Here is a 24,098-nt window from a genome sequence, read left to right on the forward strand (position 1 = left end):
TTCGAGCGATAACAGCTTATGAGAGAATTGAGCGATCGCACCGCCATCAACTTAAAAAAAGTCTTAGAAGTTGCCCTAACTCTCCCCGGAAATTACCACCGCTTTTTGCAAGCTGGACTAATTGATTCCGACTCTGGGTTAAAACAACTTGTAACCGATTGGCAAACTGCTTTTAGTAACTTGCAGCCCATAGACAAACAAACTGTCCGGCAAAATCCAGGGTTATTTCTCGCAACTGCTGACGATTTAGTTTATCGAGGAATGACTAGCGGAACTTCCGGTGATTTTTTTACTTACTTTGCCGGTAATGAGTGGAACCAAGCGCGTTTATTGGCGCGCCACCGCGCTTTAGGTTGGTGGGGAATTGACGAACAAGTCCCAATTATTAATCTCGCCAGCCGCTTGCAGCCCCTGCGAGTTAACGATATTTCGTTAATTGGAAATATCACCGCCGATTGGCTGCAAAATTTAAAGGAATTGTTGCAAATTAAGCCGGCGGTAATTCGAGGTTATCCCAGTCGTTTGTCGGAAGTAGCGGCCGCCCTAGTTGGGCATTCATTTCCTGCTGTTTTAGGAGTTATTTGTACCGGTGAGGTTTTATTTGAATTTCAAAAACAGTTACTTGAATCAATTTTTCAAACTTCTGTTATTAACGAGTACGGTTGCCAAGAAACTGGGATTTCGGGCTTGAGTTGTCCTGAATGCGGGCGACTGCATTTAGATGTCGATCGCTGTTTTTATGAAATTATTGACGGTGAATTAGTCACTACAGATTTATTCAATTATACAATGCCTTTGATTCGCTATAAATGTGGCGATCGCCTGCAATTAGATTTTGATGCGTGTCCTTGCGGGCGATCGCAAATAACCGCCAAAATTCTGGGCCGCAGTCAAGAACCAATTAAGACTCAGCAAGGCTGGAAATATCCGGGAGAAATCTGTTTACCTAAATTTCCGGGGATTCTGAATTATCAGATAGTCAAGCAAAATCAATTAGATGTAGATATTTGGCTGCAAGTCGAACCGCAGCAAGTTCTCGATCTGCAACCTTTACAGCTTTGGTTAGAAAATTTATTTGGAGAAGTTCGAGGGAGAGTTATTGTAGATTCATCGGATTTAAGTCAACTGGAAAATACCCAAAGTTGTAGCGATCTAGAGTGGATCGAATGGGTGACGAAAAAATCTTGGCGCGAGTGGTTGGAATTGGGTTTATTACCCGCAGGAGAAGCGAGAGAAATTGCATTATTGTTGAAAAGTTTAATTCAGCCGACAGCGATGGTAAATTCGGGGATTTCGCCGTTGGCGCAGCCCTCGAAGAGGATCGCCCAACAAGCGATCGCAAAACTTTTGCAACCTTCACCTTGTCGGGAATTAGCAGTAGAATTGATGTCTGTACGAGTATTGCTGTTGACGTGCAGCTTTTTAGCCGATCGCCCAACCAGACAAAATATCTACCACAGCGCCCAGCAACGTTTAGCCGAGATGAATTGCGGCGAATATTCCGCGATGGTAGATTTACTAATTCCCAGTTTAGGATTCGACAGCAACACCGCTAGATCCATCTGGGAAAATACCAATTTACCCGATTCTGGCAAGCTAGATGTATTTAATATTCAGCACTTATTAGCAGCATTCAATCTCGCAGCAAGCACAGCCAAACGCGAAAATCCCAAAATCGCGATCGCCTGGAAACCAATTTTATCTATTTTAATCGGAGATTTAAATTTTTGGGCCTCCAGATTCCAGATTCAAATTTTAGCATCCTGGTGGGAGTTGGTCAACGGAAAAACCCTCGCATCCAGCAACCACCGACAAACAACGGGCGATTCCTTTTTAGACGCTTGGTTAACTTGGCGGCAAGCAATTTTGGGCGATCGCGCATCAGCTACCACAGCATTGTTTCAGTTACAAGCCACAGCAACTTTACCGACAGAAATAGCACGAGTCGAACTCGAACAAGGATATGCTAAACTACTTTGGCAAGAACCACTTAACCCCGTAGAATGGTTAGATAAAATTCAAAACAATGCTGGACTAATTAGCACCAACTTGCCCGATCGAGATATCGATCCCATACCTTGGATACCGCTTTTGTGGAAATTAGCCCCACTTTGGTTAGCACGGGGAGAATCGGAATTAGCTTATCAGTGTTTAATTGCCGCCGCCCCGCCGAATATGCGGGCTTCGGGATTTGAAAGATTAGCACGAGAAATGAATTACAAACAATCCACAATTTGCGATCGAGCCAATGGTAAGTTTAACTTTAATTATCCTGGGTAAAAGTCATCTGGGCTGGTCAACGAATGCAATGGGCGCTTTGCAACACAATGGACTCTATCAATTAAAACATATAATTGGGATCGATCCCTCAAATCATCAGGGTGAAAGTACAATTTACACATTCGATAAAGATGATGTTGATTTTTGCGTCTTTAATATTGAATCTTTTGCATCGTGTTTGAAAGTGTTACAGACAATTAATACAGAAGTCACTGCAATTTTAACGGCTAATACGCCGGTAATGTTTTTGCCGCCTCAACTAACAAATTTCGCACTAGCATCCTTACCTCCAGCGGTGGTATTACCACTAGAAACTGCCAAACAACATCCTCTCCCCGCCTTGGGCTGGATGGCGTCAACGCCTTTGCTAAAAGCAGCACTACCGCAGTTAGAAATAAATCGCTGGAGTCTTTTAGGAGTTGCTAGAGAATTAGAACGGCAAAATATCGCTTTTAATTGGGGAACTACTAACATAAATTTTGCCAGTTTAGACTCGGATGATTATCCCAAAATAAATCGTTCTATTTCCTCTACAAGTTCAGAGAATATTGCTGAAAAAAACATCAAGGCTACAAATAATCATTTAATTACAAATCAATCTCGCGTCCTGGCGGTGATTCCCCATTATCGCTGCGAACAGTTTTTGCATCGCTGCTTGCAGTCCCTAGTAAGTCAAACTAGACCTCTGGATGGTATTGTGGTGCTGGATGATGGCTCGCATTCGCCACCTATCGATATTGTCCGAGAGTTTCCGGGAGTAACTTTATTAGCTTCGGCTGTGAATGTCGGGCCTTACCGCTTAATTCAACAGGCGATCGAACTAACAAATTATGATGCTTATTTGTTCCAAGATGCTGATGATTGGTCGAGCGAAAATCGCTTAGAATTGTTGTTAGCAGCAGCAGAAAATACTGGTGCTGAATTAGTGGGGACGCAAGAATTGCGCGCCTTTGAAGATGATAGGCTGTTACCTGTTGTTTATCCTCTCAATGTCAGCGCCGCCCTAGCAGAAAAACCGGGACATCCGCTGTTACACCCTACTAGCTTAGTTTCGCGGGATTTAGTTTTAAGGTTGGGCGGTTTTGCTACGGGGTTGCGGTTTTCTGGAGATAGTGAGTTTTTGCTGCGATCGCACTTTGCTGCAAAAATAGTTAATATTCCTGACTTTGCTTATTTTCGCCGACACCGAGAGGGTTCGCTAACTACTGATCGACAAACTGGACTAGATGCTCCGGTGCGTTTAGAATTGATTCAGCAACTCAAGAGTAGAGCGATCGCCAATACTGCGGCGGTGCGCGAGGGTAAACTACCAGATTTGCGTCCTTTTAAGACAGCACAGGCGATCGAACTCAATTATATTACCGGTGCTTCCTTAAACGGGGCAAGCTAATACTATTTTAGATTTGAGATTGATTTTATACTTGGCAATTCCTTGTTTAGCTACCCTCTTTTTTCAAACTGTTATAAACATCATGTTACAGGTAATTATCCCCGTTAAAAATCGTCCCGAAATCGGCGACTGCGTGCGATCGCTTTTAGGGAGTTTCCCCGTCACTAAAATCATTATTTGCGATGGTGGCACAACAGAACCTCAATGTTTAACTGCTTTACAAAATTTATCCAACTCCGAACAAATAGAGTGGTTAAAATATCCTCAATCCGACTTTAATAAATCTCAGTTAATCAATCAAGGAATTCTCCACGTTACCAGCGAATATTTGCTAATTTCCGATGCAGACATTATCTGGAATCAGCAGGCAATTTTACAATTATTCTACTCTGTTATATCCCCAAACAGTCTAAAATTATTATCGCTTAATAATAAGAGAAAACCTGTAGAAAATCTACCGCAGTTATTGCCTGTATCTGCCAAATCGCGAGAAAATGGGATTATTTGCTGTGTGAAAACTGTCGGAGAATCTCGCCCGCAAACCGCAGCTTTGAAGCGAAAACGCTATACTTACAACATCCAGATGCGCCAACAGACTGCCACGGTTAATATTGTAGAGGCTAAATCGGGCGATCGCGATCGACCGGGCTGCGGCTTAATCTGTGCTCGCAAACAAACGCTATTACGCTTGGGAGGATACAAGCAAATTTTTACAGGTTGGGGATGGGAAGACCAAGATTTGCTAATTCGCGCTACCCTCTTGGGAATCGAGATATGCAGCGCGGGGAATCTAATCCATATTTCTCATGCGGATCGGACACGCAACCAACATCACCAGCAACTACCAACCCAGCAAACGCGCGATCTCAATATCATCTCTTGCTTGCAATCTCTCCAAAAAGGCGCTCTCTTTGGCGATTTAGTCCAACCACCAATTTTACCTCCTCAAATTTTGGAAATCACCACTAATTTTAACCCCGAATTATAGCCGTGACTGAAATTCAGTTATCCTTAATTATTACCTACCGCCAGCGAGAACACCACTTGAAAACTCAACTCGCGTGGTGGAAAACTCAAGCTTCCTCAAATTTATTATCTGTTTGCGAAATTATTTTAATTGAACTCGATCGGGTTTCTTCACCTTGGATTTTACCCGAAATTACCAACCTACCAATCAGCTACAATTATCTTCCCTGTGCGGGAACTTTTCATAAAACCAAAGCTTTGAATTTAGGTTTATCTCTGTCGCGCGGACAATGGGTGACAGCTTTTGATGTCGATCTCATTCCCTACCAAAATACCCTAGAGCGCCATTTAAAAATGGCTCAAATTTCGTCCCAAATGTTAGTCACTGGCTATCGAATGATGTGCGATAAAGCCTGCTTGGATTTCGAGCAAAATTCTGCCATAATTGAAGAGTTGAAAGTTGCGCCAGAAGATATGCCGACAGCCATATTTAAGCACTTGACACGGCGGGAACGGTTTGGAGTTGCACCCATATTTCAACGCCAGCGCTTAATAGAAATCGGGGGATGGGACGAGACATTCATTGGGTGGGGAGCAGAGGATCAAGATATTGTTGAACGCTACTTAGGAGAGGATAGATCTTTTTGTCGATCGCCCGAATTAATCTACCTCCATTTAGCGCACCAACCCGATCCGAATTGGTCGGAATCTCAGTGGATAAACCAAAATCGCCAGCACTATTATACTAAACGCCAATTGTGACGGGGGCGGTTGAAACCGCGTCTACACAAACAAAGTCGGCCTGCGCCGACTGGTTTCTAAAGGGGAACCCAAACCCGGATTTGAGAGCGATCTCAAACCCGCGCTTGTGAGAAACCCAGTTTCTCAAATAAACCCGGTTTACAGGTATTATAGTTTATCGACTCAACCAGACTTGAATCAACTGTCTAATATTTGCTATTAGACATTTCCAAGAATTATTTTGAAACAGGCATAGAGCCTGTTCTTGGCTTTTAGGAGAGGTCTCTTATAGCAACAACTAACAACTACCAACTGCCAACTGCCAACTGCCAACTAACAACTAACAACTAACAACTTGCAACATATCAATCGCGGCTGTGAGTAGCTCCATTCGGCAAAATAGCGCCGCCCAAAGCCGCTTGATTCAAATTATCAACATTTAAGCTCGCCCCAATCAAATTAGCCTCTGACAAATTAGTTCCTGTCAAATTTGCTCCTGTCAAAGAACTTAACAGCAAACCCGCTCCCGACAAATTGGCGTGACTCAAATTTGCCCCCCGCAAATCCGCTTCCAACAAGCTAGCACCCGACAAGTTCGCACCGCTCAAATCAGCTCCCCGCAAAGAAGCTTTGTTCAAATTCGCAGCCCTCAAATCAGCATTGTGCAGAATCAAACCATTTAAATTGGCTTTACTTAAATTAGCTCCGTGTAAGTCAGCACCGCTCAAATTAGAGCCATTTAAATTAGCACCGCTCAAGTCAGCCCCGCTCAAATCAGCCCCGCTTAAATCAGCAGCGCAAACAGAAGCCTCCCGCATACTTGCTTCGCTCAAATAAGCGCCAACTAAGTTGACACCTCCGAGATTTCCGCGATTGAGATAAGCCCGAATCAAAGTTGCTCCGCTCAGGTTGGCCCCGCTCAAATCCACTTCGCTGAGAATCGCTCTAGTCAAATTTGCTTTGCTTAAGTCAACCCCGCTCATAATTGCTCGACTAAGTGTCGCCCCGCTCAAATTAGCCTCATTTAGTTTCGAGCTGCTTAACAAACAAGCTCCTACTAAACTTGCTCCAGTTAAAATAGCTTTGCTCAAGTCAGCGCGAGACAATATTGCTCCGCTGAGATTTGCCCCACTAAAATCTGCTGCGATCGCCACAGTTCCAGTTAAACTAGAAGTGCCGAGGTTAGCTTCAATTAATTTTGCTTTAGATAAATTAGCCCCGCTTAAGTCGGCACCGTTTAAATTAGCTCCAATTAGTTTGCTTCTAATTAAGTTGGCTCCTTTCAAATTAGCGTTGCTCAAATTTGTGCGACTGAGATTAGCTTCACTCAAATGAGCTGCAATGAGGTTTGCTCCTCGAAAATCTCGTTCCCCGTTTCTATGTCTAGTTAAAAGTTCATTGGCACTTAAAATTTCAGTGAAATCCATAAAAAAAGTTGAGTGAGTTTCCTTAATTTCTCGATCTTCTATGTTGTCTGAAAGTTGGTTGTATCGTGTTTGCTAGTCAGTTTTGTCGATCGATACGGCTACAGTAAAAATTATCAAAACTGGTTGATTACTAGCATCACTCTGTTAACTTAGTTATAACCAGCCCTGTAGGGCGTGTTTGATGAGTTTGGTTTAAACTCTCCAAAATACTTGAAATATCGTCAGAATGTAGGATGGCCGCCAGCACCGGCTAATCTTGAACGGTTGGCTTAAGACGGTAGCCAAAAAGTCAACCGATCGCCCAGCGATGAGAAACAAAGTCAACCGGTACGCGGTGCACACCCTAGTTTTTTACCAAATTTCAAGGGTTTCAGGCAGTTTTAACCAAGGGTTTGACACGCGCCAGACAGGGCTGCCTAGTTATAACTTACGAAAATCAACCATGTTTTTCGTAACAGATTTTGGGTTTTCCACCGAGGCAGTCATTAATAAACAGAGTTTATCGCCACCCCGCGTAAGTCCTGTAAGTCTTATTTTGCTAATAGTTAGTTGCGACTGATGTTAGTTGTTAATTGTTAGTTGTATTTATACTAACTGCTAATCACTAACTATTAACTACTAACCATTTGCCAAACTCGCAAAATATTGATAAATTGTCGATCGCCCTTGTCAAGGTCGATCGCCTATTTGGGGTATTGCTGGCGGCATCCCCGCCCCCTTCTGAGCCGAAAAATTGCCGGTACGGGCGATCAAATTTATTAGTGCCCGAAAGAAATAAGAACTCGAAGCTTAAAATCCGAATGCCTGCTACTTTCGGCCTTCTATCTTCCATCGCCCATCAAAGCAGAACCCTGCCAGCTCAGCTAGTTTCACCTCCCCCCACTGTACTCCCGTCCAGTGAAATCTAACAGGAAGGCTGTTTCCCTCACTCGCTCCCAAGGGCCGGGCGAAGCAAAAAACAGGCTATCTCTCGCCTGATATTTCCCGAAAAAATGCCCCGCGAGGCTGGTACTTGCTCCCGCGATGCTCTGCTTGCTGTCAATCTTGACTCGATCCATGAGCGCTTGCGGTTCTAATTAACAGAAAGCCCGACACCAGACGCGCTGCCGGACATAAAAGCTGTTCCTGGCTCAAATGCTTGGCTGAGACATTCCCAGAAAAACTGTATTCATGCCGCAGGTGTTGCCAACGGCCATTGGGCTGCTACAGCAAACCAATGACCAGCCTCAGTCTGGACTGAAGGGGACGACAATATTATTATCAGTCCTATGACTTTTAACAGGTCATATTATTTGAGATTTTCGACTTAAGATACTTCGGCTTGCTTCGGCTACGCCAGCCGACAAGTCGCGAGGGTACAAATTTGTGATTTAAGATTTTAGCATTGCCAATGACTTATTCTATATGAGTTTGGAGTTTGTCTAAAGTTGCTTGTTTACCAGAAAAAATGGGTTTAAAGCCTTCCCCTTGTAGGGTGTAAGGAAAAATTAATTTCCCTAGCAGGCAATCACCTCGCGATCGACTACCGGGTAACTGTCCTTTCGTCAACTATCAACTGTTGAATGGTGTCGCTTTTTTTAACTTTCTAAAACAAAACAAAAGCCAGCTTTCACAAAAAAAGCTGACTTTTGAGATTATTCGATCGGCAAAGCGTTCAACGCCCATCCCATAAACAATCCGAGTGCGGGAGAGGCACTACCCTGCCGTTCGTAGAAACAATACCCAAACTAAGTTTGAAGTATTAAATTCTTGGGTGGCCGGTCAGGCCCTGATTGGGGTCGTAAATACCAGGTGTAGTATCAACGCCGGGAGTGCCGGGAGCGCCGTAATCTGCCCGAGCGCCATCGACGCTGGGATAGTCGTAGATGCTCCAATCCTGAATGCCGCCGCGGCTCAAAATCTTTTCAGCTCTGGCGATTTCTGCTTCGCTACCGTCAAGCAGCACCAAATAATCTCCCCTTGCCACTCGATCGCTGTATACTCTAGCTTGCTCTTCAGGAATTCCCAAACCGACCAAAGCTCCGAGCAAACCGCCTGCAGCCGCACCCAAAGCAGTACCGGCAAGTGTAGTGGCGATCGCCGTAGCGGAGGCTCCTGCCAGCATAATCGGCCCGATACCAGGAATTGCCACCAGGCCCAGACCCACCAACAAGCCCGTCAAACCGCCCAAAGTGCCGCCTGTGAGCGCGCCCTTGGTCGCTCCTTCATCAGCCTTGTTGTCGGCGCTGTCGTGTACGTCAATCCCTGCGATGTCGCCTTGAGAATCAGCATCTTTAGCGATCACCGAAACCCGATTCATGTCAAAACCCGCTGTTCTAAGTTCTCCCAGGGCGTGCTCGGTCTCGCGGCGGGTTGAAAATACCCCGACAGCGCGCTTGTCGTGGGTCGAAGCTCTGCGGCCGGTGTGTGTCGGCACATCGTAAATGCCCCAATCATGAATGCCCCGCACGCTCATAATTCCTTCAGCAGTGGCAAGTTCGGCATCTGTTCCTTCTACGAATACCAAATATTCTCCGCGCGAGAGGCGATCGCTATAAACTTTAGCTTTGTCTTCGGGAACGCCCAAACCTATTAAGCCGCCCACCAAACCGCCTGCTGCAGCCCCAATCGCACCTCCGACCACAGTATCGGCCAGCAGAGTCGCGATCGCGCCCCCCGCCATTATCGGGCCAACTCCCGGAATCGCCAGCGCCCCAATGCTACCGAGCAACCCAATCAAACCGCCCGTCACGACTCCCGCCGTCGCGCCAGCTTTCGCGCCGCCCCCCACTTTCTCATCGGTGCTCTTAGCAGCGCTAGCGCCCCCAATTTCGTTCCCATGGAGATTTTCCCCAACTACCGAAACTTTATTCATCGGAAACCCGGTACTTTGCAGTTCCAACAGGGCTAGTTCCGTATCGCGGTAATTAGAAAAAGATCCTACAGCTCGCTTGTTTTGACCTAAAGCCATTTTTTTGTCCTTCAAAATAAACTACTTTTACACAACTACAGAATTTATGCTCTGCTTGCTACCCTTAATCACATTTATTCATTTTTTTCGACATTTTTCATCGGTCGCTGGGAATAACTTCGGCCTCTTTCTTCAGGCGGATTTACCCTGATTTTCAGGAATTGGAAATCGGAAATTGGGAATGGGAAATTGCAGGTATTGCACGAGTTTTGAGTTGGGAGTTTTGAGTGCGTGAATCTTAAAACTTTTAACTTAAAACCCCGTTACCCGGAAGGAAGAGTCACCTAAGCATTGAGAGCCGCTTTTAAAAGCACTTTTAAAACTCCCAATTTTCCGTTTGCTCTCTTCCTTCTTTCCCTTTTCCTTCTTTTTACCCGCTCGTGACTTGTGAGCCAGCATAGCCGAAGCAAGCCGAAGGGCTTTATTGCTTCTTCCTGCTAATTAATTACTTAGGCGATGCAGGTGCAGCCGGGGCAACAACAGCCGTAACGTTCACCATTTTGACACCCTTAATTTCTTTAGCTAGCGGCTCAATTTTAGCTAAATCTTCTTGATTGGGAACAGTGCCAGCTACGGTGACAACCCCATCTTTGGCGTCAACAGTTAGCTGACCTTTGGTGATGTTCACTTCCAACTTGGAGCGAACTTCACTTTGGAGGTCGCCATCGGCTCTGATTGCATCGCCTCCAGTCACGTTGTTGCGCTGTTCTCGGGCTCTGATGTCGTTATTTGCTTGGTTTTTGCGAATGTCGCTAGTGGCGTCGGACTGAGTTTTTTTAACCGTCTCCGCTGGGGGCGGGCTGGCAGCATTTTCTGTGGTGGTGGTAGAATTAGGAGCGTCAGCACTTGTTTTAGCTCCATCGCTACAAGCCGCAGCTCCAAATAATAGGAGAGCGCTGATGACAATTGGTGTTAGTTTGTTCATAAGATCTAATAACCTCCGGGTAAGCTTTCGATGAGTCTAGACTTGGTTGAGCACTGCGCCGCGCCTGACAGAATCTGTGTTGGCTACGTAGTTTGTGCTTGGTGCGGAAAAATGCTTATCTCAAATATATAAATTTGAGGAAGTTCTTACATCGCTCTACAGGTGTAAATTTTATATTATTAAGTTACGCAATTGTCACGCTACCATCAACTTATAGGGTGCGTCAGACGCATTACTAGATCGAGATCATCAGGGTTTGGACTTCCGGGACATTCTACTAATTCTGCCATTTGCGTAAGTGGTGTATGTATTTCGTTAGATAGATGACAAAAAACCAAACAATGTGTTGTATCCTGTTTAACTTGTAGCAGTTCGAGCCAAATATCGGGTATTGACCGATCGAGTTCTCAATCCCCCAATCTAAAATCCCCCAATCTAAAATTCTCACTTTTTGATAAAAAATATCATTAGTTCTAGACGCACTATTCCTCAAAAACCCGATCGTTCTCGATATTTTTCGTTACCAAAGTCAATATTTTCGTGCAAACAAAGTTGAAAAGCCTCAATTTTATTAATAAATTCGATCGTCGCCACTCCCAACAAATTTTCCCCTCCCACCTCGAACCTATTACCCACTACGGCTAAATTCGTTAAACGCCACAAACAATTATTTTCCGATTTTCTGGATTCAAAACAAACGAAAAGAATCAAGAAATTTTTGAGCGTTTTCTGGTTTTGAGGTAGTCGCAACCAAGCCGTAAACGCGGGTTTCCACCAAAAATACTTGACCCACACCTACAGGTTCCGTGGGGGAAAGCGGTTGAAACTCAAACTCTTTTCCCGGATAGCGGCCGAGAGAAATATCCCGCACTTGCAGCAATTTAGCATTGGCTCCCACGACAAAGAAATCAACGGCATTATTTAAAGTAATTTTGATGTTGTTGTTGCTGAGCCGAAAATCTAGGTCAAAGTATTGAAGTAAATAAGTGTCTTTGTTTTTTAAGATCGACCTGTATGTATGAGCGGTAACTTGAGTTGAAAAAGTTTCTGAATTAATTTTAGGAGTTCCCGGCATATCGATCGCAAACAGACCCATTGGCGAGCAAAATGGCTGCCACTCCGGCATCTGAAATGCAGCCTGCTGCGGGGTTAGTTGAGCTTTTGCCGGAGAGGCAAACTTGACAGGCCAGACAAGCAATGCAGCAGTAACTAGGAATAAATGCAGCAATTTCATTTGGGTAAAAATTATATTTGCCCGATCGATCTGCGCTAGCCTAGAAAGATATCCGCAAACGAGGGATTTATGCTGAATACTATATTTACTCAACGACAACGCAAGTCGATCGGGCAAGCTAAAACCAGTAAAACCAATAAAACCAATATACTCCCTGGTGTAAAGACTGCGCTGGCCCTGTGTCTGCTAGCTGCTGTCACAGCTTGTGCAAACAGCCCCAACAGCAAAGCACTCGAAGAATCTTTAGCCGCCGATCCCAAATTACAACAAAATCCAGTAGTTTTATCTCCCCCGCCTCCTCCGCCAGCAGTCGAAACCAGCACAACCGCCAAACTTCCTCCCGACTTCCCCACCGAGATTCCACTCTATCCTAACGCTCAGTTAATCGAAGTTGGCGGGCAAACCGATCCGTCGCCCAAAACTGTGCGCCTGCGCTGGGAAAGCACAGATCCGATTAATTCGGTGCAGAACTTTTACACCAAAGAATTTGGGCGCAGCAACTGGCAAATAGTCAGCAGCCCCAACGCCGACGAACCAGGTACTTTAGTCGCAACGCGAGATAATTTGCGGGTAACAGTGTCGCTTTCTCCTACTCAAAAAGTAGGGGGTTCTACAGAATTTGCGATCGACTACAGCAAAGAGAGTTCAGAAATTGCCAGCAGTCCTCAACCTAACAATTCCGAGTCTAGCCCATCTCCCACCGCTTCACCAACTCCATCTAACTCAGAGGAAACTACTCCGGCGACACCGACTGCGCCAAAATCAGCAAAAGTTAGCGAATTAGACAGCCAAATTCCTCAACAATTGCGCCAGTATGTGGCAGATTTGGCTCAGTTGGAAGTGCTGAAAGTGCGATCGACAGAAAATGCTAACTTAGAAACTAACAGCACTTTGCCCAAACCCAACAAAATTATCACCCGCCGCGAATACGCCCGCTGGTTAGTAGCAGCAAACAACCAGATTTATGCCAGCCGTCAAGGCAAACAAATTAGATTAGCAGTAGACTCTAGCGAACCCGCCTTTTCTGACGTATCCAAAACAGACCCAGATTTTTCAGTAATTCAAGGTTTAGCAGAAGCAGGTGTAATTCCGAGTTCGCTTTCAGCGGACACTAAAGATGTGAAATTTCGCCCCGATGCACCTTTAACTCGCGAAACAATGATTCTTTGGAAAGTGCCTTTAGATACTCGTCAAATTTTACCGACAGCTAACATAGACGGAGTGAAAGAAAAGTGGGGCTTTCAAGACGCTTCTAAAATTGACTCCCAGGCCTCGCGGGCAATTTTAGCTGATTTTAACAATGGAGATTTGGCAAATATTCGCCGAGTTTTTGGTTTTACAACTTTGTTTCAGCCGAAGAAATCGGTGACTCGCGCCGAAGCTGCCGCTAGTTTGTGGTATTTTGGCGTTCAAGATGGGGGATTGTCAGCTAAAGATGCTCTGCAAGCAAAATCTCAACCTACCCAGTAAAGTTGTTTGAGTGTTTAAAAGTTCACACAAAGCATCTACTTATTATGAAGCAAGTTCGATCGTTCCGACTTAGGTTCTCAGCAAAAGAAGCACCCAAGTTTGAACCATCGAACCTTTTTGATTGCGGTAGTCACCGCAGTAGAAAATTCCCGTTTCTGTAATTTCTGTGCGCGAGTCACAGTCACAAATCCTTTCAAAAACCGTACATCAACATCTCTCTGCTTGAACGGCGCACGCTGCGGGATCAATTGTTTTCCCTCAGTCTTCATTTATGTATCCTCCGACACAATTTCTGGGAATTCCGAGAATATTTTGTACGTATTTTAACCAACAGTTTTCAAACCTCTCAGTAGGACTCCGGATGCGGTAGCGGCCTTAACGATAAAGGAAAAAGAGTATTTGAGCTCTGGGAGAGCGTTTTTTAATGTACGATATGACCCGATTTACCCCGCAAGACATGGCGAAATGCAGCTTAGTCCTGCGCCAGCTAGGTAGAAATACAGCTAGTATGGAGGCTTGCAGCCAGAAAATTGTTAAATTTATTTATCAACATTTTTGCAGTTCGGAAACAGGAGAAAATAGCTGTGTTTTGGTGCGTTTGTTCAAAACTCATCCCTACGGCGAATTAGAAGACTCATTGCAACAATCTGTCCGCCGTTTGATGAACCATAATTCCCCTGCATCCGACATGAAATGCTGGACTTTGCTAGCAGCAGCAGGCGCGGAACCGCAGTGGAATTCTCGGCATACAGCAGCCCAAAATACTGCTATTGGGTTAGTTAGCGCCGAATTAGTAGCCCAAATGCCGACGATTTCGGAAATAATCCGGCAATTTGGTTTAGACATTCCTACAGTCATCGGAACCCAGCGAGAAAGGTTCCTGCAATTAGAATCTGCAGTATTAAATATTTTTCACGTTTCAGAGGCAAAAGGCAGTCTCTTGATTCCCGAACAAAAATCTTTAATTATTCCCTACCAAGTCAAATCTGTGTTGGTATTTGGGGGACTTCTGCCGTCTGGGAGTTTGTTTGCTGTAGAGATTTTCCTGAAAGTTAAAATTTCACAAAACACGGCTGAAATGTTTAAACATTTAGCACTGAGTGTCAAAACAGCTTTGTTGCTTGGTGATGAAAAAGTTGTATTTGATTCCTCAAACACTGCGGCAAAATCGGCAATTAATAATGACTTTCACGAAACTCAATTTCTGGAATATCAAATTTCTAATTTGATTCAATTGCTGGACTTTTCAGAACAAGAAATGCTCAGACAAGCCTCTCGTTTTCAACAGACAATTGATAAGTTGCAACGGGAAATTGCCGATCGCAAAAATAAGGAACAAGCTTTGCCACTAAGTCAAGAGTCATTCACGGGTATCATCAATGTTCCCCATGATGGTATTGTTCGCCTTGAGGACAATCAAGGAAGTCAGCGTTTTAATCAAGGAGAAGAACAGATTTAACTCAACTTGTTTTGTTAAAAGTGATTCGCAGCATCAAAATGGAAATATTCAGACTTTTAGATTGATATTTGAGGTGAATTCTCAAATTAGGATTAGCTTGGCAGGTGTGATATCAAATCCGGTAGCCTCGGAATGATTCAGATATATATTCTCGGACTCTGTGTACTCTGTGTACTCTGCGGTTAAATCATTCCAATCCAAACGGAAACGATATGAATCACTGTCGGGGGAAACCTGTTTGTCGCAGCAATAGGAAACAAGCCGACATTGGCTCCAATATCAATAATTGTTTTTAGCGATTGGGAGAATTGCTCGACTCTGTAGCAGTCATTTAAAAGCACTTCTATAAATTCTCCTTCTATGCTTTTTTTTGAAGGGACGTTTACTTGATACTGTTTTTTTTGCATAATTAAGTGTTTTGCTAATTGAAAGCTAGCAAATATAGCCTTTCAAGCGAAAGATGAGGTACTATCCGGGATAGGGCATAGGCCAAACCGGGCATAGGGCATAGGCCAAACCGGGCATAGGGCATAGGGCATAACTCACTTTTGTGATAACCGCTATATGTTGATTTTTTTCTAACTTTTTGGCTGTGATTTTGCGCTGCATTAGTTGCGCTAAATTTTTCAATAATAAAGCAAGAATTTACCTTGTCTTCACTGTTAGAATAACAATATTTCGGAGGGTTTGAACTCTCAGGTGTAAATCTGCTTTAATGTATCTCAAAATGCGATTCCAAACGCGGGAATAAAAAATGTTAGAGTTCGATCGCCTGTTTCAAACAATCGAAGAATTAGTCATGCTGCACTCTCCCAGCGGTGTAGAGTCGGAAATTAACCAGCGGTTGATGGAAAAATTCGCCGCTTTGGGTGTGAATGCTTGGATCGATCGCGCGGACAATGCGATCGCCCTAATTCCTGGCCGCAATCCCGAAAGGTCGATCGCCATTACCGCCCACAAAGACGAAATTGGCGCGATAGTTAAAACCATAGGCGATCGCGGCCGCGTGGAAGTCCGCAGATTGGGCGGCACGTTTCCGTGGGTTTACGGCGAAGGCGTTGTCGATTTGTTGGGCGACAAGCAAACAATTAGCGGCATTCTCAGCTTCGGAAGCCGCCACGTTTCTCACGAATCTCCCCAAAAAGCTCAGCAGGAGGATGTTTCTGTCAAGTGGGAAAATGCCTGGATTGAAACCAAGTGTACCAGCGAGGAATTAGCCGAGGCGGGAATTCGGCCGGGAACGCGGATGGTGGTGGGAAAGCACCGCAAGCGCCCGCTGCGGTTGAAGGATTGGATAGCGAGCTACACCCTGGACAACAAGGCTTCTGTGGCGATTTTGCTGGCTCTGGCCCAATGTTTGCAAGAGCCTGCGGTGAATGTTTATCTGGTGGCTTCGGCGAAGGAGGAGGTTGGGGCGATCGGGGCTTTGTATTTTTCGCAGCGCCAGCCGTTGGACGCGCTGATTGCTTTGGAAATTTGCCCTCTAGCGCCAGAATACCCGATCGACGATGGCGAAAACCCGGTTTTGCTGGTTCAGGACGGCTACGGAGTTTACGATGAAGGATTGAACGCCCAATTGCGCGCAGCGGCCGCAGCAGCCGATGTGGAGGTGCAGTTGGCGGTAATTAGCGGTTTTGGGAGCGATGCTTCGATCGCCATGAAGTTCGGCCATGTAGCCCGCGCGGCTTGTTTGGCTTTCCCGACGCAGAACACCCACGGGTTTGAGATTGCTCACTTGGGGGCGATCGGCAACTGCGCTAGCATCCTCAAAGCTTACTGCGAGCAGCTTTCGGACGACTAGAAAAAAAACTTTCACAAAGTAGTTGACAGATTGGGAAAAATTAGTTAAGGTAATAAAGGTGCGGAACACAAGCAAACGCAGCGAAACGCGCCCCCATCGTCTAGAGGCCTAGGACACATCCCTTTCACGGATGCGACGGGGATTCGAATTCCCCTGGGGGTATTAAAAATCTAACTCTGATATCAAATTGATATCTAGCAAGTATAGGGTGGGCATATTGCCTGCCCTTTTTGCTAAGTTGTCGCGCAAATAAACATTGTATATTCAGAGCGGGCGGGACACCCCACTCATTGTTCGATCGTTTTTTGAACTGCTGTTTAAATGCCGCAATAGCTTATTAGGACTTACGCACGGGTGGCTAGAAACCGGGTTTTTTACGTGAATACTGGCTTTGAGCTTTTAACACTGGTAAAAAACCGGGTTTCTTTGGTCATAGTGCGTTTTTCCTAATCTACTCTAAAGTCGAGGCTGAATTATGCGTTATGCCATCGTCATTGAAAAAACACCCAATAACTATTGAGCGTATCCACCCGATTTACCCGGATGTGCAGCTACAGGCGCTACCCTTTCGGAAGTACAGCAGCTTCTTAAAGAAGCGATCGAATTTCACTTAGAAGAGTTGCCAGAAAACGGTTTATCGATTCCTGAAGCAACTACACTTGGTGACTGTGTAGAAGCACGGTAGTGGGGTCAAATATTTTATAAATTAAGTCAGCAAAATTCAATAATAATCTGCTCTAAAGAGGATATTCTGGAACACTTCTTCGTCCAAAAGTAACAATTATATCATTCCAAATCCGCAAGAGCGATTTTTAAGCAAGCACGAACCTCCTTCCAGTCACGTTCCGATAGATGACCAATTAGAACTAAGTTGGAAGATGGCGGTAGAGTGACAATAAAACTGCGAAAAACTGAAGCGACTCGTAAACCTGCTGTTGCCCAATCTAGGAGTATATAATCAGTTAAACCTAAAGCAGTGGTCTGTGTAGTAAGGAGTCCAGCTATTACATCAGAGCGGGTTGCATTATAGGTAACTGATGATAAAATTACAGCCGGACGACGTTTAATGCCGGTGACACCAGGAAAATCTACTGTCACCACATCACTAGGATTAAAAGACACTATTAAATCTCCTCATTTTCAGAAAAAATGGTGGCCGCATACTGTAAAGAAAATGCCATCACATCGAGTTTATCTTCTTCAGTCCAAGTCTCGCTTTCATCGACTACCGACAGATTTTGCTGTACCAAATCGTTGAGAATAAGAGTTGCCAAGTGCAGTCTATCCTTTGGTGAAAGGGTAGACAGAACGCGAGCGTAAACTTCTCGAACAGTAGTTAACATAGCAAATCCTTCTGCTTTTTATATTGTGGAACAATTAGGGCAACTTGATTTGATTTGATTTGATTATAGCTTAAAAAGTTAATAAATTTATGCTACAATTAAACTCTAATTTTTAACCTTAGATTCACCTAGACCAAATTTATAGGACTAAAGTCCTGACTACGATCGCAATTCCCAATTCCCAAGTATATTTATTTTCCTACCATGCGATCGAGCTTTTCCTTAACCAGCAAATCTAATAAAAAGCGCAGCGCAAATAAGCCGCCGCATCCCGCAACAGCAAAAGCCACGATCGCCCCCGTTTGATATCCGCCCACCAGCAGCACCGCACCCGACAGCACCGCAAAACCAGTCACACAGGCAAAAATTAGAGTTTTCAGAGCTAGATTAATGCGTTTGAGGGCGCGATCGCTCTCGATATTTCGTACTCTAATTTGCAATTCGCCATCTTCGATTCGCTGCTCGAAACGCTTCAAAAAAACTTGCGATTTGCTCGGCTGTCGCAATTTGTAGGTGATAAAAGTTCGCGCTTGTTTTGCCAATTCTGCGATCGCACTTCCCCGGCCCTTACTCACAGCAATACTCTTGACAAAAGGCTGAGCGGATGCTAGGAAATTGTAGTCAGGGTCAAGGGTTCTAGCAATGCCGTCGAGAGTTGTCAGAGACTTGACAATAAACATCATTTCTGCAGGCAAGCGAAACGGTTGCTGCTCGAACATAATGTAAAGTTCGTTCTTAATTTCATTAAAAGCTTGAAAGTCGATCGGCTTATCAATAAACTTATCCAACAAAAAAGTAATCAGCCTCCGCACCGGCATCATATCCGGCATCGGCTCAACTAAGCCGATCGTCATTAAAGTATTGAGTACCTCATCAGTATCTTTTCTGAGCACCGCAAAAAAAGTATTGACCATTTGGTCTTTAGCCAGAGACTTCACCTCAGCCATCATCCCAAAATCGTAAAAAATTAACCTACCATCTTCTGTCACCGCCAAATTTCCCGGATGCGGGTCAGCTTGAAAAAAGCCGTCAATTAATAATTGCTTCAAGTAACAGCAAATCCCCACTTGATTGAGCTTAGCAATATCTACTCCCATCGCTTCTAAACTCAGGCGATCGTCCACCTTAATGCCCGGTGCGTATTCTACAGTCAGAATTTTTTTAGTAGTATATTGCCAGTAGACTTTAGGAACAATAATCTGAGGATATTCTTGAAAATTATGGCTGAAGCGATCGGAATTTTTACCTTCTTGCACGTAGTCAATTTCTTGATATAAAATCTTAAAAAACTCGTGATAAATAGATTCCAAATCGTACTTGCGCGTCGCCGGAAAATAGCGATCGCAAAAACGCATCACTTGGCGCACCGCCTTCACATCTAAATCGAATAAACTTTCTAAACCCGGACGCTGCACCTTGACAACCACATCTTCCCCGGTGTGCAGCCTCGCCTTGTGCACCTGTCCCAGACTCGCCGCAGCAATGGGAAACGGGTCAAAATCGCGGTACAAAGCATAAATATCTTTGCCTAATTCTGATTCTACAAGGGCGATCGCCTCTTCGGAACCAAACTCAGGAACCCGATCCTGCAACTGTTCCAACTCCTTCACGTACTCCAGCGGCAGCAAATCCGCCCGAGTCGAGAGAGACTGCCCGATTTTAATAAAAGTCGGGCCCAAATCCAGCAAAGTATTGACCAACCAATGGGCGCGAATTCTTCTAGTTTGAGGAGAATTATTTTGCAGCAGTCCATCCCACCACAAAAAAAACATAAACTTTGCCGTTGCAGCAAAAACGTCTATTTGTCGTGCCAGGGGCGAATATTTAGAACGCTGCCAACGCAGGAGTTTTGGTGCAGCTTTTGTTAGCATAATATTCAGGTTCTAGTTCCATGCAGCGCGATAATTTTTTAGGGATATTCTATAGCATAGAAACCTGCTTCGACGTACAAAAATACTTCGTTGCAGGCTTTGGGAAAATTTGAAAAACCCGGTTTATGCGGTCAAAAATGGATAATAAACTAAGGAACTAAAATTTAATAATTTAAACACCCCCTCCAGTCCTCTATCTCCTATAGAACCTGTTTAAGAGCGGACTTAAGTCCGCACTACGAACCTGCTATTGAGACAGGAAACCTGACAAACAATTTTAAAAGCAGGATTTGCTAGGTTTGCGAGATTTTCCAATCTCGGAATAAAGGTAAGTCTTCGCCTGTTTGTTGCCAATTAAGCGTTGCTTTTTTACCTAACTATTCTTCTAGATGACAGAATTCCGCTGGAGATTTTAGCAGAGTCAGAGTAAAAGATGTGCGCCACAAGTCGCCAGCTTCAGAACTTTCTGCAGGAGAGCTAGACACCTCGATCGTACCATTCAAGTGCTCTACTAAACACTTTACCAGCGCCAGACCCAAACCCGTACCCGCGATCGCCTGGTCAGTAATGCCTGTCCCGCGGCGGAATTTGTCAAAGATGTGGGGTAAATCAGCAGCAGAAATGCCGCCCCCGAAATTAGAGAGGCTCAAGACAATGCAGTCACCAGCCTCAGAAACCTCGAAAATCACCGCACTTCCAGCAGCCGAGTATTTGCCAGCATTCGTCAGCAGTTCCAGCAGCACCCGCTTGAAACTGTCCAGGTCGGTTTGCAGCGAAGGGGAAGACTTCGGCAAATTTACCTTCAGAGTCAATCCTTTCTGTGCCCAATTTTTTTCAAAATCCCCAGCTAAATCTTGAATTAAATGCTTGAGATCGATTTCGATCGGAGCCATAGGGACTTGCTGCGGTTCAAACTGCTTGAGAGCCAGCAAATCGTTAACCAGAGCGGTTTGCTTAGAACACTGCTGTTCTAGAATGTCGAGATTCCTAGCCCGACTTGCTAAGGGCTGTTCTGCTTGTTTGAGCATCAGAATCGCCAGCTTCATGATGGTTAAAGGGGTACGCAACTCGTGACTCATTGTACTGAGAAACTCGTCTTTCATCAGTTTCAATTTGCGTAGTTGCTCTCGTTGATTGGCAGATTTTGCGTACAGTTTTTCCTGCACCTCCAGACTTTGCTGCAACTGAGCAGTTCTATCTTCGACTAGGGTTTGCGCTTGCTTGAGTTTCTGATTTTGGATAATCGCCTTGCTGACTCGGGAGCACACTGATTCGAGCACTTCCAATTCTTCAGGACTCCAAGGGCGGGGCTCGGAGTGCTGCAACACCAAGAACCCCAAGACGGTTTGCTCTTTGTTGGTGTCGGTGAGGGGAACTAGCAATAGGGCGCGAATGTTTTGGAGTTTCAAGATTTCTGCGAGTTTCTCTGGTTCCTTGCCGATTAATTCGCTGGCGTCAGCGAGGGTGAGGGGTTTGGGTGCGGTGTGGAATGCTCGATCGCACAAATTAGATTCCGACAGCCAAAAACCGGGAGAGTTATTTGATTTTGAGTTGGAGATTGGGGATTTTGAATTAGCTGTTTTTTCTGTGTTTTTTGTTTTGCCACTCGCACTTTTTTTCTGGACATTGTTTGATTTTAGTGTTTGTTTATTGGCATTTTTTTTAACAGCGAATTCGCAAACTAATTCGACTTTTGCTTTGGGCGTTTGAGTCAGGGAAGATGTTTCTAAGAGGGGGTCTGTATATTTCAACAGCAGGATTTGACCTCTATCTACTTGCAGGGTATCGACGGTACGTTCAATAACTCGCTGCAAAATTAGATCTACTTCTGAACTCGTCTCAATCGCTGCGGCCACAGATTTGAGAAGATTTTTGTATTGAGCTTGTTGCTGTAACTGTTGTTTTAAACTGGCAATTTCTTGATTTTTTTGAATGTGACAAATCGCGATGCCGATCGCGTCTGATACTGCTTCTAGGCGCTTTTTGTCGGCGGCCGACCACTCGTGAGGTTGCGACTTACCAACAACTATTATCCCATTTACAGCTCCTCCAAATCGTGCTGGCCCTGCCAAAATTGCCCTCCAAGACAGCGGTGTCGCGGGGGAATTGGGCGATGAAGCTGCTGCTGTATCGAGATAGTCTGATATCGCCACTATTTCGCCGTCTGCTAGGACTTTGGCCAGGAGTGGATGGTCGAGTGATATGTTGGGCGATTCTAATTTTGTGGTTTGGGACTGTTCCGCTGTTTGAGTTGAATCCGCTGCGACAGGGGCAGGATTTGGGCGATCGCTCTTATTTTCCCAGCAAGCATTGGGATTTATTAGTTTCTGGTTAGCTACAGCAGCAACCAAGCAGAAATCTACCCCCCATGCAGCCCCCAAAGTATTTGCTATTTGCAGGAGGACTTCTCGATCGATGCTGGTAGCGAGAATTTGGTAAAATTGCGGCCCATTAAGGGCGGGATCGACCTGATACTGCATAAGACGATCCAGAAATTTTGGGACTGATACTGGTTCTGTGATTTGTGGTAGATGCAAAGTGCAAGACTGGCGATCGGTCGATCGGTCGATCGATCTTAGTAACGTCTTGATTTCCCAGGCGATCGATCATGGCAAATAAGCCTTTATTTTTAAATAGTGTTTGAGCTGGTGCTGCAAATTGAACCTATCAATCACAGTCAGCTTAACTGTTATGAGCCCGCTTTCTGTGTTTGTGTAGCTTGCGGGCGGGTCATTGTCTGTAGGAAAATATACCTCAAGCGGATCGAGTTTTATTTTGCTCTTTTCTACCCTTCGATCTGTACTGGATGATTTTGACACCCTCGTGCGCGATCGGGATAAATCCCATCCCACTAATTTTCATGCGCCCAAAAACGGGTACTTGCTTTCCGACACTTTTGTCATGGAAATCCCAAGATTTTAGAGTCTTGTTCTGGTTCCTAGATTGAATGCTGAAATTGACATCCTCACCGGGCTAAAGCCACGGTGATTCTAAACATCACTGTTTAGATTTCCTCTTTCTACGACCCGACTTATTTGAAGGAGTTTCCTCACTCAAACAGAGGTCGATGTCTCCAGAGGCGTTTGAGGTTCCCGTGTGCCCCACGGTACGCAATCCTAGTTCTAATATATTGCGAGCGGCGTTCCAATCTCTTTCTAAGACAAATCCACAATGTGGACAAATATGTGTTCTTTGACTTAACGATTTCTTCGCGACTTTCCCGCAATTAGAACAATTTTGACTTGTATAGTGTGGAGGCACTGCAACAGTCGCCACCCCAAACACTTTGCCAAAATATTCAACCCAATTTCTAAAAGCTGTCCAAGCTGCATCTGATATAGACTTAGACAACTTTCTGTTTTTAACCATGTTACGCACCGACAAGTCTTCGTAGGCTACCAAGTCGTTGGACTGGATTACGCACCTTGCTAATTTCACGGCAAAGTCTTTACGTCGCCTACTTACCTTGAGGTGTTTTCTGCTTAAACGATTCCGAGCCTTAACTCTATTTTTAGAGCCTTTCTGAGTTTTAGAGAGTCTCCGATTAAGCTTTTTAAGTGACCTTTGGGACTTTCTCAGATGGCGTGGATTCTCTACGGTATTTCCGTCAGAGTCTGTATAGAAGTACGTTAACCCGAAGTCTAAACCAATGGTTCGTCCAGTAGGTTCGCGCTTCTCATTTCGTTCCGCATCAATACAGAATTGTACATAGTACCCGTCAGCTCGGCGAACTACGCGCACCCGCTTGATTTGATTTAACTGATAGAAGTGTAGGTCACGAGTTCCCCATAATTTAAAACTTCCTGCTTTAAATCCATCGGTGAAGGTTATATTTCGTCTGTCTTCAGAAAGTTTCCATCCACAAGTTTTGTATTCAACAGAACCATGTGTTTCATGCTTTTTAAATCGCGGGAAACCTTTTTTACCGGGTCTTGCTTTCTTGCAGTTGTCGAAAAACCGCGCAATCGCTGACCAAGCTCTTTCTGCAGAAGCTTGCCTTGCCATTGAGTTGAGCTTGGCTGCCCAAGGAAACTCCTTCGCTAAGACTACGCAATAAGCGCTTAAGTCGTAGCGACCTACATCTTTTGTGTCCATCCAGTACCTGATGCAGCTATTCCGAATAAAACGAGCAGTACGAACGGCTTCGTCTAGCCGTTCGTACTGCTCGTTTTTTCCTTCTAGCTTGGCTTCAAATACTAACATTTACGTCGCTGTGATGGATATAAAGACTATAGCACGGT

General features: G+C 44.8%; 19 protein-coding genes, 1 tRNA gene and 1 pseudogene. 9 read left to right on the forward strand and 12 right to left on the reverse strand.

The features are described 5' to 3' along the window. The first annotated feature begins 18 nt into the window (after positions 1-18). From QT998_RS07100 to QT998_RS07115, 4 genes are all read left to right on the forward strand, one after another. Positions 19-2,280, forward strand: coding sequence for a hypothetical protein (locus tag QT998_RS07100; protein ID WP_333115998.1), 2,262 nt, complete (start codon positions 19-21; stop codon positions 2,278-2,280). Then, positions 2,249-3,670: a glycosyltransferase family 2 protein gene (locus QT998_RS07105; RefSeq protein WP_333116001.1), complete on the forward strand. Its 1,422-nt coding sequence runs from the start codon at positions 2,249-2,251 to the stop codon at positions 3,668-3,670. Before QT998_RS07100 ends, QT998_RS07105 begins: the two co-directional genes overlap by 32 nt. Before the next feature lie 82 nt (positions 3,671-3,752). Beyond that, positions 3,753-4,658 (forward strand): glycosyltransferase, encoded by a 906-nt coding sequence (locus QT998_RS07110; protein WP_333092589.1) that lies wholly within the window; start codon positions 3,753-3,755, stop codon positions 4,656-4,658. Between the two features lie 2 nt (positions 4,659-4,660). Next, entirely contained in the window at positions 4,661-5,398 is a 738-nt protein-coding gene (locus tag QT998_RS07115) for a galactosyltransferase-related protein (RefSeq protein ID WP_333116003.1), read from the forward strand. 344 nt (positions 5,399-5,742) lie between these two features. Here QT998_RS07115 and QT998_RS07120 read toward each other — a convergent pair whose 3' ends face one another. The 6 genes from QT998_RS07120 to QT998_RS07145 all read right to left on the reverse strand — a co-directional run bounded on the left by QT998_RS07120 (position 5,743) and on the right by QT998_RS07145 (position 11,913). Then, positions 5,743-6,804 (reverse strand): pentapeptide repeat-containing protein, encoded by a 1,062-nt coding sequence (locus tag QT998_RS07120; RefSeq protein ID WP_194066305.1) that lies wholly within the window; start codon positions 6,802-6,804, stop codon positions 5,743-5,745. Between the two features lie 604 nt (positions 6,805-7,408). Next, positions 7,409-7,636, reverse strand: coding sequence for a hypothetical protein (locus QT998_RS07125; RefSeq protein ID WP_333092591.1), 228 nt, complete (start codon positions 7,634-7,636; stop codon positions 7,409-7,411). A gap of 909 nt (positions 7,637-8,545) precedes the next feature. Continuing rightward, positions 8,546-9,754 carry a general stress protein gene (locus QT998_RS07130; protein ID WP_333092592.1) on the reverse strand — a complete coding sequence of 403 codons (1,209 nt, stop codon included), beginning with the start codon at positions 9,752-9,754 and terminating at the stop codon, positions 8,546-8,548. 445 nt (positions 9,755-10,199) lie between these two features. Beyond that, complete coding sequence (locus QT998_RS07135) at positions 10,200-10,679, reverse strand: BON domain-containing protein (RefSeq protein ID WP_333092593.1); 480 nt, start codon at positions 10,677-10,679, stop codon at positions 10,200-10,202. Between the two features lie 489 nt (positions 10,680-11,168). After that, complete coding sequence (locus QT998_RS07140; protein WP_333092594.1) at positions 11,169-11,342, reverse strand: hypothetical protein; 174 nt, start codon at positions 11,340-11,342, stop codon at positions 11,169-11,171. Positions 11,343-11,367: 25 nt separating this feature from the next. Then, on the reverse strand, positions 11,368-11,913 hold the full coding sequence (locus QT998_RS07145; protein ID WP_333092595.1) for a hypothetical protein: 546 nt from the start codon (positions 11,911-11,913) through the stop codon (positions 11,368-11,370). Between the two features lie 69 nt (positions 11,914-11,982). On the opposite strand from QT998_RS07145, the gene QT998_RS07150 reads away from it, so the two are divergent. Continuing rightward, positions 11,983-13,383 (forward strand): S-layer homology domain-containing protein, encoded by a 1,401-nt coding sequence (locus QT998_RS07150; RefSeq protein WP_333092596.1) that lies wholly within the window; start codon positions 11,983-11,985, stop codon positions 13,381-13,383. Between the two features lie 424 nt (positions 13,384-13,807). Next, positions 13,808-14,842 carry a histidine kinase gene (locus QT998_RS07155; RefSeq protein WP_333217960.1) on the forward strand — a complete coding sequence of 345 codons (1,035 nt, stop codon included), beginning with the start codon at positions 13,808-13,810 and terminating at the stop codon, positions 14,840-14,842. A gap of 182 nt (positions 14,843-15,024) precedes the next feature. Here the strand turns inward: QT998_RS07155 and QT998_RS07160 are convergent, their stop codons facing one another. Next, on the reverse strand, positions 15,025-15,249 hold the full coding sequence (locus QT998_RS07160; RefSeq protein ID WP_333116011.1) for a hypothetical protein: 225 nt from the start codon (positions 15,247-15,249) through the stop codon (positions 15,025-15,027). 347 nt (positions 15,250-15,596) lie between these two features. Here QT998_RS07160 and QT998_RS07165 point away from each other — a divergent pair, with 347 nt between their 5' ends. The 3 genes and pseudogenes from QT998_RS07165 to QT998_RS07175 form a co-directional block, all read left to right on the forward strand. Then, entirely contained in the window at positions 15,597-16,643 is a 1,047-nt protein-coding gene (locus tag QT998_RS07165) for a M42 family metallopeptidase (RefSeq protein ID WP_333116014.1), read from the forward strand. A gap of 89 nt (positions 16,644-16,732) precedes the next feature. Continuing rightward, positions 16,733-16,805: transfer RNA gene (locus tag QT998_RS07170), tRNA-Glu, on the forward strand. 379 nt (positions 16,806-17,184) lie between these two features. Further along, a pseudogene (locus tag QT998_RS07175) lies at positions 17,185-17,328 on the forward strand (type II toxin-antitoxin system HicB family antitoxin); the annotation flags it as partial. A gap of 101 nt (positions 17,329-17,429) precedes the next feature. Here the strand turns inward: QT998_RS07175 and QT998_RS07180 are convergent. The 5 genes from QT998_RS07180 to QT998_RS07200 form a co-directional block, all read right to left on the reverse strand. Further along, positions 17,430-17,765, reverse strand: a complete 336-nt coding sequence (locus QT998_RS07180) for a type II toxin-antitoxin system PemK/MazF family toxin (RefSeq protein ID WP_333116016.1) — start codon at positions 17,763-17,765, stop codon at positions 17,430-17,432. Positions 17,766-17,767: 2 nt separating this feature from the next. Continuing rightward, positions 17,768-17,986 (reverse strand): hypothetical protein, encoded by a 219-nt coding sequence (locus tag QT998_RS07185; protein ID WP_333116019.1) that lies wholly within the window; start codon positions 17,984-17,986, stop codon positions 17,768-17,770. A 191-nt stretch (positions 17,987-18,177) separates the two neighbouring features. After that, positions 18,178-19,857 (reverse strand): ABC1 kinase family protein, encoded by a 1,680-nt coding sequence (locus tag QT998_RS07190; protein ID WP_333092602.1) that lies wholly within the window; start codon positions 19,855-19,857, stop codon positions 18,178-18,180. 377 nt (positions 19,858-20,234) lie between these two features. Continuing rightward, on the reverse strand, positions 20,235-22,337 hold the full coding sequence (locus QT998_RS07195; protein ID WP_333116022.1) for a GAF domain-containing sensor histidine kinase: 2,103 nt from the start codon (positions 22,335-22,337) through the stop codon (positions 20,235-20,237). A gap of 517 nt (positions 22,338-22,854) precedes the next feature. Beyond that, complete coding sequence (locus QT998_RS07200; RefSeq protein ID WP_333116027.1) at positions 22,855-24,060, reverse strand: RNA-guided endonuclease InsQ/TnpB family protein; 1,206 nt, start codon at positions 24,058-24,060, stop codon at positions 22,855-22,857. Positions 24,061-24,098 lie beyond the last annotated feature (38 nt).

Source organism: Microcoleus sp. S1D4, assembly GCF_036700765.1.
Taxonomy (GTDB): Bacteria; Cyanobacteriota; Cyanobacteriia; order Cyanobacteriales; family Microcoleaceae; genus Microcoleus.